Origin of the sequence: Peribacillus sp. FSL R5-0717, assembly GCF_038002945.1 — a bacterium.
Taxonomy (GTDB): domain Bacteria; phylum Bacillota; class Bacilli; order Bacillales; family DSM-1321; genus Peribacillus; species Peribacillus frigoritolerans.
In genome coordinates, this window is record NZ_JBBOOF010000001.1 from 3599180 (window position 1) to 3614869 (window position 15690).

Here is a 15690-nt window from a genome sequence, read left to right on the forward strand (position 1 = left end):
GATGGACATTTCTTGGCAAGTAGGAGGGAGTTCATTGAAAAGGGATACGAAAAAATTACTTGCGTTATGAGAAGTGAAAAGGAAGATTGTTGTGATCCGATGGTGTTCTCTGCGATAATGGAATAAAGAAATTGAAAAGGAGTTACGTAAGATGGCGGAGGACTTTAAGATTCCCAGCTTGAAAGTTGATGAGATCGATAAGAAAATCATATCGGTTTTACATGAGGATGCACGAATTTCATATACCGACTTAGCGAAGAAAGTGGAGCTTTCCAGAGTTGCGGTTCAGATGAGGATTAATCATCTAGTTGAAAACGGTGTGATCGAGAGGTTCACTGCGGTCATAAATCCAGCTAAGGTCGGCATCCATGTTTCGGCATTCTTTAACGTGGAGGTTGAGCCAAAATATCTGGAATCGGTCGCGCAGCAATTAGAAAGTGAACCGGCTGTTACGAGTTTATATCATATGACCGGTCCGAGTAAACTCCATATGCACGGAATCTTTACTGATAATCAAGAGATGGAACGCTTTCTTAATGAGAAACTGTATGCGGTCGTCGGTGTTGTCAGCGTTGATTGCCAAATTCTCATTAAACGTTATAAAAGCCGGATGGGCATGAAGCTTTAATAAAAAACTCCCCCTATACAGGCGGAGTTTTTTATTTATGTGAGCGGGATGATAAAGCCGCCATACGCAAAGGCAAGAATGATTACGAATGCAGGGTGAATCTTGAATTTACCTAAAGCCAAGAAGGCCAATCCAGCGATAAAGATTGAATGGATGTAGCCGATGGACCCGACCGCGTCCGCGGCCATATTCCAGGTGAGCAATAACATCATGATCGCGATCACGGGCTGTACAAGTAGTGACATGCCTTTTACGATAGGCGATTGCTTGTATTTTCGCAGGATTTTTAATAGATATATCAAAGCCACGGCTGAAGGGATGATCGTGCCTGCCAATGCAGCTAGAAATCCTGGCCAGCCATATACATCATATCCGACATATGCGGCTATTTTCGTGGCGATGGGTCCAGGGAGTGAATTTCCTAACGCGAGCATTTGTGAGAACTCGGTATTATCTAGCCAGCCATAACGGGTGACGATTTGATCATACATAAGCGGAATCGAAGCTGGACCTCCGCCGTAACCAAGAATATTGGCAATGAAAAACGCTAGAAAAACAGTAACTCCTATTGGGATAATAATACCCATTAGGCGGATTCCTCCTTCCTATCAGTCTTTTTATTTTTCAATCTATCCTTTAATTTATAATGAAACGCTCCATATAAAAGAAACATCATAATGACGATACCCGGATGCAGGGAAATGACCTGCAGAAGCAAAAAGGAAATCGCAAAAAAGGTGATTCCGAGCACCTTTCCTAACCCTTTTACCGCCTTTTCGCCAAACTCATAAGCCATTTGACCAAGCATGACAGCGACAACCGGCATGACAGCAGCAATCATATTACTGATCATTGCCGAATTACTTAGAACATTAATGAACGCAATCAAGAAAACCATTGCAATGCATGAAGGTAACACGTGAGCGGCCACACTTACGATGGCTCCCGGCCAGCCTTTTAATTTATAACCAAGATATGCTGCCATCTTCGTGGCAATCGGTCCTGGGAGTGTATTGGCAATCGCCAATGTGTCCCCGAATTCATCATCGTCAAGCCAGTGATAACGGGAAACTGCTTCGTGGCGGATGAGCGGGATGACAGATGGCCCGCCGCCGAATCCTAATATCCCCGTTCTCATCATTCCAATCGTTAATTCCGTATATGGATTTTTCAAAAACGATTCCTCCTTTGTTATAAAATTCAGCATTCATTTCCAAGATTATGAATTAATGATAACAAAAATTCTTTCGAAATGTACATGAAATTATGATAATAATTACGTAATGAATGTATTTTAGGGGATTTTCGATATAATGGGTTGAAATAAACAAAAGAAAGTATCTTTTTGCCTTGAGGAAGGAAGTTTGGATTACATTAGACAAACAAGCAAGTATAATGCTATTCCCTCTAATGCGATGGGTTATTGGATTCCGCCTTATTAAAGGGGGATAAGAAGGAGAAATTATAAACAAAAAAACAACTTTTCTGCAAGCCCCCTTTTTTAAACCTAAAAAAGTACCCTATAGGCAGCCTGTTTCAGAGTGACTGCTCTATAAGGTACATTTTTTAATATATAATTCTAATAAACTTAATGTGGGTCATTCTTCCCGAATGACTAATAGCACACCGATAAAAATTAAGATTGTACCGATCCAAAAGGACAAGCCGATTTGTTCACCTAGTATTAACCAACCTAAAAAAGTACCGACTATAGGCTGTAAAAAGAAAAATAGTCCGCCACTTGAAGCTGTCAGCATTTGCAGTCCGCGATTCCACAGTAAAAAGGCACATGCTGTTGAAATAACGCCCAAGTATAGAAGGCCGCCCCATATGGATGGATGCATGATGGCTTGAAAATCAAGCTCATCCAATCGACTAATCGTAAAAGGTGTTAAAAGGACAATTGCCACAAGCACGGCATAGGTCGTTATAACAATTTGTGAATATTGTCCTGGTACACGTTTGATTAGAACAGACATAAGGGCCCAAGTTAACGCAGCAATAAGCAGTGATACGCCCCCAAGTTGGTGAGATGAGCCAATATGGGCATTTCCGACAATGATACCGACACCGATTGTCGCTAAAATAACAGAAATTGATTTTTTAAAAGTGATCTTTTCTTTTAAAATGATGCGTGCAAATATCACCATGAACGCAGGTGTTGCTGAAGTGATGATGGCTCCCATTTGCGCAGAAGAAAGTAGTGTACCAACTTCCTGGGTTACGATGGAAATGGTGTTCCCAACAAGTCCTATAATGAAAACCAAAAGCCAGTCCCGTCTGTCAATCCGCCAAGATTGTTTTGTTATTAAACCAATTGTCAGCAATGCTAAAATCGCAATTACATATCGAAATAATACTAATTCAAGCGGCGGAACAACGTCTACCACAACTTTTACCACAACATACATCCCGCCCCAAATGCTGGAAGCGAGGGATAAATATAAAGATCCTAATATAGTGTTTTTCATTTTTGTACCCTCCGTTTTAACTAAACATTCCAGTCCCTAACGGAGATGCAAGTTTTCTGCCGTTAAGGAAGAAAAACTGCAGGTACATCATTTTCGAATAGTGGTGACCACAACATCAGCTTTCAGCTCACTTTCAAAAAATATTTATTTTCCATGATTTTAGCTATTCCGAGCTGTACTGATCATTCGTTTCAAACATCAGTAAGTTATAAAATATACTCAATTAAATATACAAGATTTTAGATTGATAAAACAACAAATTATAGTATTTAACCTAGCGTACCATTAAGATCATTCGCATTATACTAAAACTTAAAACACAGGAAAAACCCCAACCTTAAAAACTGGTCGGGTTTCTATTTGGTTCATGGATTCTAGTTGGAATAGAAAGAGGGATCTTTAGGGAAGGGAAACAAATGGTACAGTAATTATGCTGATCAAATTGCCGGCAGCGGTAATGATGTAAATAATAATCTGGAAAGAAAAGGTGGATTAGGATTAAAGAGCTCCTTTAAAGAGCTTTATCCTAATCCACCATTAAGTTAAATTTAGTGCATGACCTTTCCGGAAGCATCACTATCCGTTATATTTTCTTTCGATTTTCCTGAACTCATCTGATAGTTCAAATAACGTGTGTAAGACGGCTGTTTGAATGTATAGATTCATATAATTATCATTGCTCTTCTTTTGAAAAGATAAATCATGTTTTTCATTGATTTTCCGAGTTATACATGCATTAATTTCGCTCCACATTTCTTTCGTTCCTTCTTTAAGTTTAGTCTCCATAATCTTCCACTCCTTTTTTTATTAGTTTATCCAATCTATTACATTCTTATACTTATTTTTTGGCCAAGCTGGTAACTTTTTTATCTTAAAATTATTATCTACTGTTCTTTGCGTAGGAAAGGAATACCTAAAGGGCGATTTCGGGAGAGGCGTCTAAAGTTTCTTTAGTTGGGCCATATTCTGGAGTGATGTATTGTACAATGACAGGAGTTTGGAATAATTAGCATAATGATATTAAGGAACATGTAAACATTTAGCATTCAGTTCATGAATAGGAGATCAAAAACTATCGCAGGGTTTGTAATAATGGCGCGTGCAGATGAGGCCCGTTGTTTCTAGCCGCCAGAAACTTCTGTAGGGTATTTATCCTGAATTTCTTCAATATTCAATGCCTGAATGACTGGTCTCAGCCGTCTTTCCATCTCATCCGAAGAAAATTTCCTTAATGAAAGGGGCAGAAGAATGTTCTCCTTAATCATTAAAGTATCAAGTAAGTTGTAATCTTGAAAGATGAACCCCATTCGTTCTTGGCGAAATGTGCGCAATGCTTTTTTGTTCAAATCCAACAAGGCCTGCTCTTCAAGCCAGACTTCCCCGCCAGAAAATTTATCAATTGTCGATAACACATTCATCAGTGTTGTTTTTCCAGAACCGGAAGGCCCCATAATAGCTGTAAATTCACCCCAAGTTATGGTCAGGTCAATATTTTTTAAAACCTGTGACTTTCCATAGGATTTAGATAAGTTTTTAGTTTGTAATACTTTTTTCAACGTAAATCTCCTCCTCATGTTACATACTATAAAATTCATCCCTTTTCCCACCATAGATGTAACAGGAAGTAAGATTACAATTTTGTCACATTACAATTTGAAAATGAAAATAACAGCTTGAACATAAAAATGAAATTACCTATATCAATTATGCATTTTCAGCAACTTAGTGGCAACAAGTTGAAATAATGAGGGTTAAATGGATAATGATCATTTTCTAATGAACTAACCGGTTCTTTACTTCACTTTCGGAATATAAGGGGACAGGTTAGTTGCAAGGGTGCTAGAGCAAAAGGAGATATTATTGAAAGATAAGGAATAAAATCAAATTTTCTACAAAGAATACTTCTATTAATTACAAATTAGGAGTGTGGATATGGAACAAACACTTTATGAAAAAGTCGGCGGAGAAGAAGCGATAGCAAAAGTTGTGGACTATTTTTACTCCGAATTGGTCCTTAAAGATGAGACAGTTAATCATTTTTTTGAAAACACGGATATGGAAAAGCAACGAAGTCATCAGACAAAATTTATTAGTTTTGCATTAGGCGGCCCAAAACAATATTCTGGACAATCCATGGCAAAGGCGCACCAAGGATTGAATCTGCAACCTGCCCATTTTAATGCCATTGTCAAACATCTTGATGATGCACTTGCTCACTTTGGAGTGAATGAAGCTGACATAGATACAGCTTTGACTAAAGTTGCTTCACTAAAAGATGATATTTTGTATAAATGATATAGTGAGTTAACAGATGCCTTACCAGGAGTTGCTCTGGCAGCTCCTTTTCTTTTGTATGTATAGGGAGTTCAACAAGGATTTCGTTTTTACGTTAAATTGTATACAGTTTAACGGTTTTAGGAGGTGAAAAAGATGAAACGTGCGATAGGAATATTTCTTACCCTTTCATCTTTACTAACATTCTTAATTGTGGACATGCTTTATGATCCTGTTAAGAAGCAATTGCTTGGGGAAGAAAAGACAGTTCAATGGACTTGTTTTTTAATGATTTCGCAGATGATAAGGAGTTTCAAGCGTTATTTAGTGATAAAGAATAATATTATAATGAACTTATGGGTGTATTCCTTGGTAATGTTAAAACGAATCAGGAAGTATACGAAATGTTTCGTAATTGGGTTGATGGAGTGCTATACCCATTTAGGAAGAGAGCTAAATAGAAAAGAAAGGGTTTTTTCTCTCTTAATGGTTAGTTCTATTTATTACTAGTTTCCATATTTTACACCTCCTACTTGAAGGTGAATGCGTTTACATTTAAATTTGCAATGATAACGTTGTAAAATTTCCTGTTTAAATAATCAACTATATTCACCTCTTAATTTACTAAACATATTGGTGTATAATAAATAAATCCATATAAAGACGGAGATGAATGCTTTGGTTACAATTACTGATATCGCGAAGCTTGCCGGAGTTGCTAAGAGTACAGTTTCACGTTATCTAAATAATGGTTCTGTTAGTGAGGCAACGAAAAATAAAATCGAACGTGTGATAAATGAAACCAGCTATGCTCCTAATGCCTTCGCTCAAAGTTTAAAAGCAAAGAAAACTAATATAATCGGTACCATCGTACCGAGACTTGATTCGTATGCTTCTTCTCATACGTTAATTGGTATTGATGAACAATTAAGAGAACTAAATTATCAAATGCTGATCTCAAATACCGGTCAGGATTTAGATCGGGAAATTGAAAATATTTACACACTGGCTAAGCAAAAGGTTGCGGGAATGATTTTGCTTCCTTCCCAAGTTACAGACGCCCATTTAGAGGCCTTCAAAGAGCTGCACTTGCCCGTTTTACTGGTTGGTCAGCAGCATGAAATTATTCACAGCATCATACACAATGATTATGAAGCAGCATATGATCTTGGAAAACATGTGCTGGAAAAAGGTCACCGTAAGATTGCTTATTTGGGCGTAACAGGAAAAGATATTGCTGTAGGAGTCATGCGAAAAAAAGGATTTCAGCGGGCGATAGATGAAAAATCAGACTGTGAAGTAAGGTATTATGAAACAAGCTTCAGCATAACAGATGCATTAATCAATGTCCCCTCTATTATTGAGGAATTCACTCCCTCTATTATCGTATGTGCAACTGATAATATAGCGATTGGTGCTTTGAAAGCAGCTTATTTAAGAGGTTTAAAAGTTCCAGAAGACTTGTCGATCACTGGATTTGGAGGTTATGAAGTAACAGAGATGATACACCCAGGCATAACTACAGCGAAATTTTACTACAAAGAAGCAGGACAAATGGCAGCTAAAAATATCGTAAAGCTTGTTAACGGGGAAGAATTACCAAAATTATCTCTATCAAAATATAAAATTATTGAAAGAGAAAGCGTTGACAATCGTTTACTACACCGATTATAATCAAAATGAAATCGGTTACCAAATATTTCTCTCTAAAATGTAACCGGTTTCTGTGAATCAACTTGTTGATATTATATTTTTTTGGTTTACGCTGGAACCGGTTCCGTTGCTTGATATATTCATATATTTTTTTGGATTCAAACGGAACCGGTTCCAAGCCAGCGTTTATAAACGTTTAAAAGGAGGATCATTATGAATTATAAAGAAGTATCCCAGGAAATATTGGGGGCAATCGGCGGGAAAGAAAATGTGGCAGCTGCAGCACACTGTGCGACTCGGCTCCGCTTAGCTTTACATGATGAAGATAAAGTCGATCAAGCAAAACTAGATGAGATGGATGCAGTAAAGGGAACATATTCAACTGGAGGACAATACCAGATTATTATCGGTGCGGGAACTGTTAATGAAGTATACAAAGAGTTTTCAAAGCTAACTGGACTTACTGAAATGTCGACGAAAGATGTAAAAGATGCTGGTTCGAAGAAAATGAATCCGCTTCAGCGCTTTGTAAAAATGCTTTCTGATATTTTTGTTCCTATTATTCCTGCAATTGTTGCCGGCGGTCTATTGATGGGAATTAACAACTTGCTCACAGCACCTGACTTATTTATCGCAGGGCAATCCATTGTCGAAGCTAACCCGGGATTCGCAGATTTAGCAGCTCTAATTAATACATTTGCCAACGCAGCATTTGTATTCCTTCCAATCTTAATCGGTTTCTCTGCCACACAGCGGTTTGGCGGAAATCCTTATCTGGGTGCTACACTTGGAATGCTAATGGTTCACCCTGACTTATTGAATGGTTGGGGATACGGAGGAGCCTTAGTAAGCGGTGAGATTCAGGTCTGGAATATTCTCGGATTTGAAATTGAAAAAATCGGATATCAAGGCACTGTGTTGCCGGTACTTGTTGCTTCCTTTATTTTAGCAAAAATAGAAACGTATTTGCGAAAAGTCATTCCTTCCGCACTAGACAATATTCTAACACCATTATTGACAATTTTTATTACAGGTATCTTAACGTTCACAGTAGTAGGACCGATTACTCGTGCTACAGGGAACTTATTAACAGACGGTCTCATTTTCTTATATGATGGAACTGGTTTTATCGGAGGAGCTATATTTGGACTTCTTTACGCACCAATCGTTATCACAGGTATGCATCATAGCTTTATTGCTGTAGAAACACAATTACTTTCTGATATTTCAAAAACTGGGGGCTCTTTTATTTTCGCAATTGCAGCAATGTCCAATATTGCTCAAGGTGCAGCAACCCTTGCAGTTACTTTCATTACGAAAGATAAAAAAACAAAAGGTACGGCATCTGCAGCGGGTATTTCGGCTCTTTTAGGGATTTCAGAACCTGCAATGTTCGGTGTTAACTTAAAACTGAAGTATCCATTTATTGGAGCAATTATAGGTTCAGGAGTGGCTTCTGCTTTCGTCACCTTCTTCAAAGTAAAGGCGATTGCACTTGGCGCTGCAGGTTTACCAGGGATTATTTCCATCAAAACAGATACAATTATCTTTTATATAATTGGTATGGCTATTTCATTTGCTGTTGCCTTTATCGCAACATTCAGTTTAGCAAAACGGACAGATAAAAAAGTTGCTGCACTTTCTCGAAAAGAAGCAGCCTAATTTATTAATATGAAAAGGGCTGTTCGAAACAAGGAACAGCCCTCTGATTTTTTAAAGGAGTCTGATCACATGGGATGGACAAAAGAACAGCGTTATCGACGCGTTGAAGATGTTAATCAGGTAGAGCTACAAAATTTGCAAACAAGAGTAAATGAATGCACATGGCGACAAACCTTTCATATACAGCCTTTATCCGGCCTACTTAATGACCCAAATGGCTTCTCTTTTTATCATGGAGAGTACCATTTATTCTACCAATGGTTTCCACTTGGTCCTGTACATGGGTTGAAGTATTGGTATCATACAAAATCAAAAGATCTTGTTTCTTGGGAAAATGCCGGCATCGGGATAGCACCGGATGATTATTATGACAGCCATGGAGCCTATTCGGGAAGTGCTATTGAATATGAAGGAAAACTATATTTATTTTATACCGGCAACACCCGTGATGAGAATTGGCAAAGACATCCCTATCAATGTATCGCCATCATGGAGAAAACGGGACAAATTGAAAAATTGACCCATCCATTCATTCGGGACGTACCAGAAGGATATACTAATCATTTCCGCGACCCGAAAGTTTGGAGAGAAAATGATACCTTTTATGCAGTAATCGGTGCACAGCGGAAAGACAAAACAGGATGTGTCGTCCTTTATCGTTCCTCCAATCTAGTAAACTGGACCTTTGAAGGAGAGTTACAAACTGACCTTGGAACTTTTGGATATATGTGGGAATGTCCAGATTATTTTGAACTGCAAAACTATGGTGTACTGATGTTTTCTCCACAAGGTTTGGAGCCCAAGGGAGACCTTTACCACAATATTTATCAATCCGGTTATGTTATTGGCAGCAAGCTAGATACAATAACCCACTCACTATCACATGGCTCTTTTCAGGAGCTTGATAGAGGCTTTGATTTTTATGCGCCGCAAACAATGGTTAATCCTGACGGAAGGCGTATCCTTGTCGGATGGATGGGTTTGCCTGAAATCGACCTACCCACAGACAAAAATGGCTGGGCGCATTGTTTAACACTGCCAAGAGAATTATCTGTTCGAAACGGCAAACTGATTCAGCGGCCAGTGCAGGAACTTCAAGCGCTACGCAGGCAGGAAACTGAAGTAAAAGGTGTTTTGAAGAACACCAAGAACATGTATGAAGAATTCAAAGGAGTATCCTATGAAATGGTATGTGAATTTGAAAACAACGATGCCGTTGAATTTGGTATTGAATTCAGGGCCGGTGATGATGAAAAAACGGTCATTAAATATGATACTGTAGAGAAAAAAGTCATTCTAGACCGTTCTTCTTCAGGTGAGACCGTTGGAGAAGCTTATGGAACAATCCGAAAATGCTTTGTGAATACCAAAAAAATTAAGTTTCATTTATTTGTAGATACCTCTTCTGTTGAGATTTTCATCAATGATGGTGAAGAAGTATTCACGAGCCGGATCTTCCCTCGTGAAAACAGAAATGAAATTCGTTTCTTTGCATTATCTGGAAGCACCACTTTTCAAGCAAAAAAATGGAGTTATGTATGAAAGCGAGAGGTAAGGTATGAGAAATTTATATGCAATCGGTGAAGTATTAATTGATTTTATCCCCCTTCAAAAAGGAATCGCACTAAAAGATGTAATGGAATTCGAGCGTGCTCCAGGAGGCGCTCCAGCGAATGTTGCTGTATCAGTTGCCAGAAATGGCGGCAATGCATCGATAATTACTAAGCTCGGAATGGATTCATTTGGGGACTTTCTTTTAGAACAATTGCAGCAAGCCGGCGTGAAAATAGATAAAATTACGAGAACGAATGAAGCCAACACAGGCCTTGCTTTTGTATCTTTGCTTGAAAATGGTGAACGTGATTTCTCTTTCTACCGCAATCCTTCTGCAGATTTGCTGCTTCATGAGACTGAAATTAACGATAGCTGGTTTGCAAACGGCGATCTCCTCCACTTCTGTTCAGTCGATTTAGTGGAAAGTCCTATGAAGCATGCACATATGAAAGCCATTACTTCCGTAAAAGCAAAAGGCGGAATCATCAGCTTTGACCCAAATGTCCGCCTTCCGCTTTGGACTGATCCTGAAGAATGCCGAAAAACGATTTTAGAGTTTGTTCCAATGGTTCATATTGTGAAAATTTCTGATGAAGAGCTTGAGTTTATTACCGGGATTACTGACAAAGAAAAAGCAGTTTCTTCGTTATTTACTGGTGCTGTTAAAGCAGTAATTTATACAAAAGGAGCTCAAGGTGCCGAATTATATGTAAGAGGTAAAAAATACGAATCAACCGGGTATCGCGTAGGCGTACAGGATACAACAGGGGCTGGGGATGCATTTATCGGAGGCTTGCTGTATCAGTTGTTAGAAAAAGACGTTCGGCAAGGAAATCTGGAAGAAGTTCTTGAACTTCATCACCAAGAAATCCTAAGCTTTGCAAACGCTAGTGGCGCTCTTACTACGACTGGAAAAGGAGCAATCTCTTCCATTCCGGCCAAAGAAGCGATTTTTCAACTGCAGCAAATCGATCAATAATGGCGCCTGCCCTAAACGGAAAAGTACCGACCGATTGGCTTGCTAAGTTGATAAGGACCTATTAAAAGGCCTTGGAGCTGCAGGCGTTTTGGAGGTAGGGAATAACATCTAGGCAATTTTTGGACCGAAATCAGACTAGCTAAAAGAATAAATCAAAAAAGTGATTGCTTAAGAAATTTGCTGTTCAGCCAGAATATTAAAAATAATTGGAGGTATTACCTTGTTAAAAAACTTATTTGGAAAAAAAACAAAAATTTCGGAAATAAAATTAGTATCGCCAATTGAAGGAGAAATTTTAAAGCTTGAAGATGTACCGGATCCAGTTTTTTCACAGAAAATGATGGGAGATGGTATTGCTTTCTTTCCTATCGAAGGGAAGGTAGTGGCGCCGGCTGATGCAAAAGTCATCAATGTCTTCCCGACGAAGCATGCCATTGCATTGGAAACGGCAGAAGGGCTGGAAATATTGATTCATATTGGATTGGACACGGTTAACATGAAAGGAGAAGGGTTTTCCGTTTGTGTGGCAGAAGGTGACCAAGTTAAAGCAGGAGACATATTGGTCACCTACAGCCTTGAGCTAGTAAAGGAAAAAGCATCAAGTACTATTACACCGATGATCATTACCAATGGAGACATTGTGACACATTTAGAGTACCACTATAGTGGACAATCTGTAGCCGGTAAAACGACCGTTCTGGTAGTTACCTTAAAATAGGAGAATGAGTAAAATAGAAGAAACTCGTTAAAGAACTAAAGAACATATGACCAAGAGATGTCCACCCCAGAAATGGGTGTTTTTATTTTAACTAAAGTTGATATCATAACTTAACGGAATTGTGTTACTTTAGGGTGATAATTTGCACTTATTTTAAGTGCTATTTTGCACGTATATTATTACTGCAGTTTTCCGGGGCTGCCATTTGGTGACCTTTTTGCTTAATGAACTCCCATGAAAATTAAAAAAGCTCAAAATCCGGAAAAAACCACAACAAAATAGACTCAGTAAAAACGCTTTTTAAAAAAGGCTGAGCCTTATGAGTGATCTGATTGAGGTTGGTAAATCGTTAAACAAAAGCCTCCAATCATAGCAAATTAAGTAGGGGCTAGCGCGACGACCAAAAAAGGATTAATCTCCCATGAGTGCTACCCATAAAGGGCGCGACAGTCGGTGGTACACCGTGGTCGTCGGAGTTAGACTAACGGATGGGCTCAAAGGCACCATAGTTCAACGACCTTCTTCGCCATCCATGAAGCGCTGATTTTTGCGCTTCATGGATGGCTAACGGGGCAGTATAGTTGTATTAGAAATTATCTAATTATATCCTTATATGAATTTCCCATGTTAAACTTATGCTCTGTTATACCAAAAGAATTAAACCTAAAAAGCTACTCTAGATTGTATCTCTGGAGTAGCTTCTACTTTATAACTTTCTATACTTTTCTGGTACTCTGGAATCGAATATGGGAACATCTTTTCTTATTTGAGGTACTTTTTCTAAATCTAAAGTTGCCTTTAATTCACCAACTTCTTGATCTAATTTTTGAACAATGTCTCCCCATGGATCTACAATTTGTGAGCAACCTGCGAATTCCACTCCTAACTTTGTTCCCGTTACATTGGATGCAACAACATACATTTGGTTCTCAATTGCGCGTGCGCGAAGTAACGTATTCCAATGTTTCTCCCTTGCGAGCGGCCATTCCGCTACGATATGTAACACTTGAATACCTTGTAATGCTAAGTCCCGAATAATTTCAGGGAATCGTAAATCGTAACAAATAATAATCCCCATTTTCACACCTTCAAGTTCAAATACTTCCACTTGATTATGACCGCCTGTTAAAAACTTGGGTTCATCTAACATCGGAACAAGGTGCATCTTGTCATATGTATGAACAATCTCACCCATTCGATTTACAATAACTGCACGATTAAAGATATCTTGACCTTCTAGTACGGCAATTGAGCCACCCACCAAGTTTACCGTAAACTTCTTAGCTAGTGATTGTAAAAATTCAATTGATTTATTACCATCCACTTTGCAGATTTCTTTCAATTCTTCTAACGCATAACCCGTAGACCACATTTCAGGAAATACTACAACGTCCAAATCATCACTGTAGTTAGCTTCTAACCAGCGTTCAATGATTTTCCTATTCTCTTCTGGATTCCCAACTTCTAAATCCATTTGAAATACCAAATAATTCACTTTATTCACTCCTCAATATTATTCAGTAATGAAGTAACCGGTTTTATTAACAACCATAAGCTGCAAAAACTCAGAGATTATTTCAGTTGCTAACCAAGGTAGGCTTGCAGCAAATCCCATTTAACTTAATGAGAATCGTCTATCTTCCAGTAGATAGGTAGGTAACCAAACTAAAAAGAAAGTAATGATATATAAAACAACAAAATATTGCATTCCTAACGCCCAAAATCTATAACTTTTCAGAAAAGTATTCCATGGTGCTCTAACTTTGGCAGTATCAACAATTTCTCTGTCTTCAAGTATATATTCTTTTTCATGTATATTCACTAATTTGTGAATTTCAGGATAGTCTCGGGCTAAAACGTACCATACTTCCGCAATGATTATTCCTATTAAGGATTGAGGATATTACCCACTAAAAAAGGGTGTAAAAAATATGAAAAGATTATGTTTCATTGTTATGCTTAGCTACTGCATTTGCATCTATTGCAGGCAGTATGGCATTTAAAGATATATTTGATTATTGGAGTTGTTTTAGCGATGGTATCTTTATTAGCGGCTGGGTTTTCGCCAGCCCTGTCAGCTAATTTTTTTCCCTTAATATATGACTTAATGAATAGATATTTCTTACATATCCGAATAGTGAGCGCCGAGGCCGGCTAGTTCAATTAGAAAAAGTCTTGAATAATGAGTTGCCATAACATGTCCCTGACGACTGATTATGCAATTTTAAATAATTGATGTAGAATTGCATAAACCCACTAATATACTGAATAATCTGTATATTTAAATTATTGGGAAAGTACCATTAATCCCCACTTGGTATGGTATTTGCATATAAATTAATTAATCACGAATAAGGGTGGAGTGATACATGGAGAATGCAAAATTAAGACGTTCGTTAACAGTATTTCCCTTAGTGCTATTTGGATTGGCATATATGGCACCTACAACAGTTTTTTCAACTTATGGGGTTGTTGCGGAAATAACGAAAGGGATGGTGCCGGCTGCTTATATCATAGCTTTGGTAGGTATGTTGTTTACAGCCTATAGTTATGGTCAAATGGTCAAGGCCTACCCTGTTGCCGGTTCTGCTTATACATTTACTCAAAAGGCCCTTAATCCTCACCTTGGATTCTTAGTGGGATGGGTCATCCTATTGGACTATTTATTTTTGCCAATGATCAATGGATTATTGATCGCCATTTACTTAAACGCGTATTTTCCATCCGTTCCCTTTTCCGTCTGGTTAATTGCCTTTGTCCTTTTAATCACCGCTGTAAATATAATTGGAGTGAAAATAGCAACAAAAATAAATCTATTATTAGTTGCCTTTCAATTCTTAATAATCGTTATATTTACATTCCTCTCGATTAAAGGGTTACTGAACGGAATGGGTTCAGGAACATTATTCATGAGTTCTCCATTCGTGAATGGCGATATACCGCTATCTTTAGTATTGGCAGGATCCTCCATTTTATGTTTATCTTTTTTAGGATTTGACGCTGTAACCACATTTTCGGAGGAGACCATTAATCCGAAAAAAATGATACCAAAGGCCATTTTCCTCGTCGCATTAATAGGAGGAGGTCTGTTTGTCGCCATCTCATACATCAGTCACCTTGTTTACCCGAATTTCCAAGCCTTTAAAGATCCAGATTCCGCTTCCTTGGAAATTGCCATGTACATCGGGGGTCATTTATTTCAATCTATTTTTCTAGCAGGATACATTACCGGGGGGCTGGCTTCCGGTTTATCAGCTCATGCAAGTGTTTCGCGGCTTTTGTATGCGATGGGGAGAGATGGAGTTCTTCCAAAGAAAATATTTGGTCATATTCATCCGAAATTTCAAACTCCAACATACAACATCATCTTAGTGGGTATTTTTGCTTTATCTGCTTTATTTGTTGATTTAGTGACAGCCTCATCCTTTATTAACTTTGGGGCGCTTGTTGCATTTACTTTTGTCAATCTTTCGGTTATCACCCATTATTTTATTAGAGAAAAACAGCGAAAAGGAATTAATGCACTTAAATATCTAATACTTCCAATTATTGGTACGAGTTTCACAATTTGGTTATGGACCAGTCTTGATTCAAAGGCACTTTTACTCGGACTAGGATGGTTCGGAATTGGTGTCATCATGCTGCTTTCAAATACGAAAATGTTTAGTAAGCGGCCGCCAGAGCTTTCTATTGATAGTGCGATTGAAAAAGAAATTCAAGCATAAAAGCTTTATGTATCGAGGAGGATAAT

At 38.2% G+C, this 15690-nt stretch carries 14 protein-coding genes; 8 read left to right on the forward strand and 6 right to left on the reverse strand.

Annotated features, from left to right (window positions below; translation table 11 throughout):
• Window positions 1–151: 151 nt before the first annotated feature.
• Entirely contained in the window at window positions 152–628 is a 477-nt protein-coding gene (locus NYE65_RS17385) for an Lrp/AsnC family transcriptional regulator (RefSeq protein WP_034315019.1), read from the forward strand.
• 35 nt (window positions 629–663) lie between these two features.
• Here the strand turns inward: NYE65_RS17385 and NYE65_RS17390 are convergent, their stop codons facing one another.
• The 5 genes from NYE65_RS17390 to NYE65_RS17410 form a co-directional block, all read right to left on the reverse strand.
• Window positions 664–1215, reverse strand: a complete 552-nt coding sequence (locus NYE65_RS17390) for a chromate transporter (protein ID WP_249596930.1) — start codon at window positions 1213–1215, stop codon at window positions 664–666.
• Window positions 1215–1802 carry a chromate transporter gene (locus NYE65_RS17395; protein ID WP_034315014.1) on the reverse strand — a complete coding sequence of 196 codons (588 nt, stop codon included), beginning with the start codon at window positions 1800–1802 and terminating at the stop codon, window positions 1215–1217. Before NYE65_RS17395 ends, NYE65_RS17390 begins: the two co-directional genes overlap by 1 nt.
• A 424-nt stretch (window positions 1803–2226) precedes the next feature.
• Window positions 2227–3099: a DMT family transporter gene (locus NYE65_RS17400; RefSeq protein WP_340861341.1), complete on the reverse strand. Its 873-nt coding sequence runs from the start codon at window positions 3097–3099 to the stop codon at window positions 2227–2229.
• Window positions 3100–3675: 576 nt separating this feature from the next.
• Complete coding sequence (locus NYE65_RS17405) at window positions 3676–3885, reverse strand: hypothetical protein (protein WP_096340199.1); 210 nt, start codon at window positions 3883–3885, stop codon at window positions 3676–3678.
• A 335-nt stretch (window positions 3886–4220) separates the two neighbouring features.
• Window positions 4221–4655, reverse strand: coding sequence for an ABC transporter ATP-binding protein (locus NYE65_RS17410; protein ID WP_340861342.1), 435 nt, complete (start codon window positions 4653–4655; stop codon window positions 4221–4223).
• Between the two features lie 376 nt (window positions 4656–5031).
• On the opposite strand from NYE65_RS17410, the gene NYE65_RS17415 reads away from it, so the two are divergent.
• From NYE65_RS17415 to NYE65_RS17440, 6 genes are all read left to right on the forward strand, one after another.
• A complete protein-coding gene (locus tag NYE65_RS17415) occupies window positions 5032–5394 on the forward strand; it encodes a group I truncated hemoglobin (RefSeq protein WP_253511130.1) in 363 nt (120 codons plus the stop codon).
• A 657-nt stretch (window positions 5395–6051) separates the two neighbouring features.
• Window positions 6052–7047: a LacI family DNA-binding transcriptional regulator gene (locus tag NYE65_RS17420; RefSeq protein ID WP_340861343.1), complete on the forward strand. Its 996-nt coding sequence runs from the start codon at window positions 6052–6054 to the stop codon at window positions 7045–7047.
• Between the two features lie 192 nt (window positions 7048–7239).
• Window positions 7240–8688, forward strand: a complete 1449-nt coding sequence (locus NYE65_RS17425) for a sucrose-specific PTS transporter subunit IIBC (RefSeq protein WP_340861344.1) — start codon at window positions 7240–7242, stop codon at window positions 8686–8688.
• A 69-nt stretch (window positions 8689–8757) separates the two neighbouring features.
• Complete coding sequence (locus tag NYE65_RS17430) at window positions 8758–10230, forward strand: sucrose-6-phosphate hydrolase (protein WP_034314995.1); 1473 nt, start codon at window positions 8758–8760, stop codon at window positions 10228–10230.
• Between the two features lie 16 nt (window positions 10231–10246).
• Window positions 10247–11221: a carbohydrate kinase family protein gene (locus NYE65_RS17435; RefSeq protein ID WP_328176160.1), complete on the forward strand. Its 975-nt coding sequence runs from the start codon at window positions 10247–10249 to the stop codon at window positions 11219–11221.
• A gap of 220 nt (window positions 11222–11441) precedes the next feature.
• A complete protein-coding gene (locus tag NYE65_RS17440; RefSeq protein ID WP_054397421.1) occupies window positions 11442–11939 on the forward strand; it encodes a PTS sugar transporter subunit IIA in 498 nt (165 codons plus the stop codon).
• A gap of 706 nt (window positions 11940–12645) precedes the next feature.
• Here the strand turns inward: NYE65_RS17440 and NYE65_RS17445 are convergent.
• The gene (locus NYE65_RS17445; RefSeq protein ID WP_098936770.1) at window positions 12646–13434 is read right to left on the reverse strand and encodes a carbon-nitrogen family hydrolase; all 789 of its coding nucleotides are present in this window, start codon (window positions 13432–13434) and stop codon (window positions 12646–12648) included.
• An 874-nt stretch (window positions 13435–14308) separates the two neighbouring features.
• Here NYE65_RS17445 and NYE65_RS17450 point away from each other — a divergent pair.
• Entirely contained in the window at window positions 14309–15664 is a 1356-nt protein-coding gene (locus tag NYE65_RS17450) for an APC family permease (RefSeq protein WP_340861345.1), read from the forward strand.
• Window positions 15665–15690 lie beyond the last annotated feature (26 nt).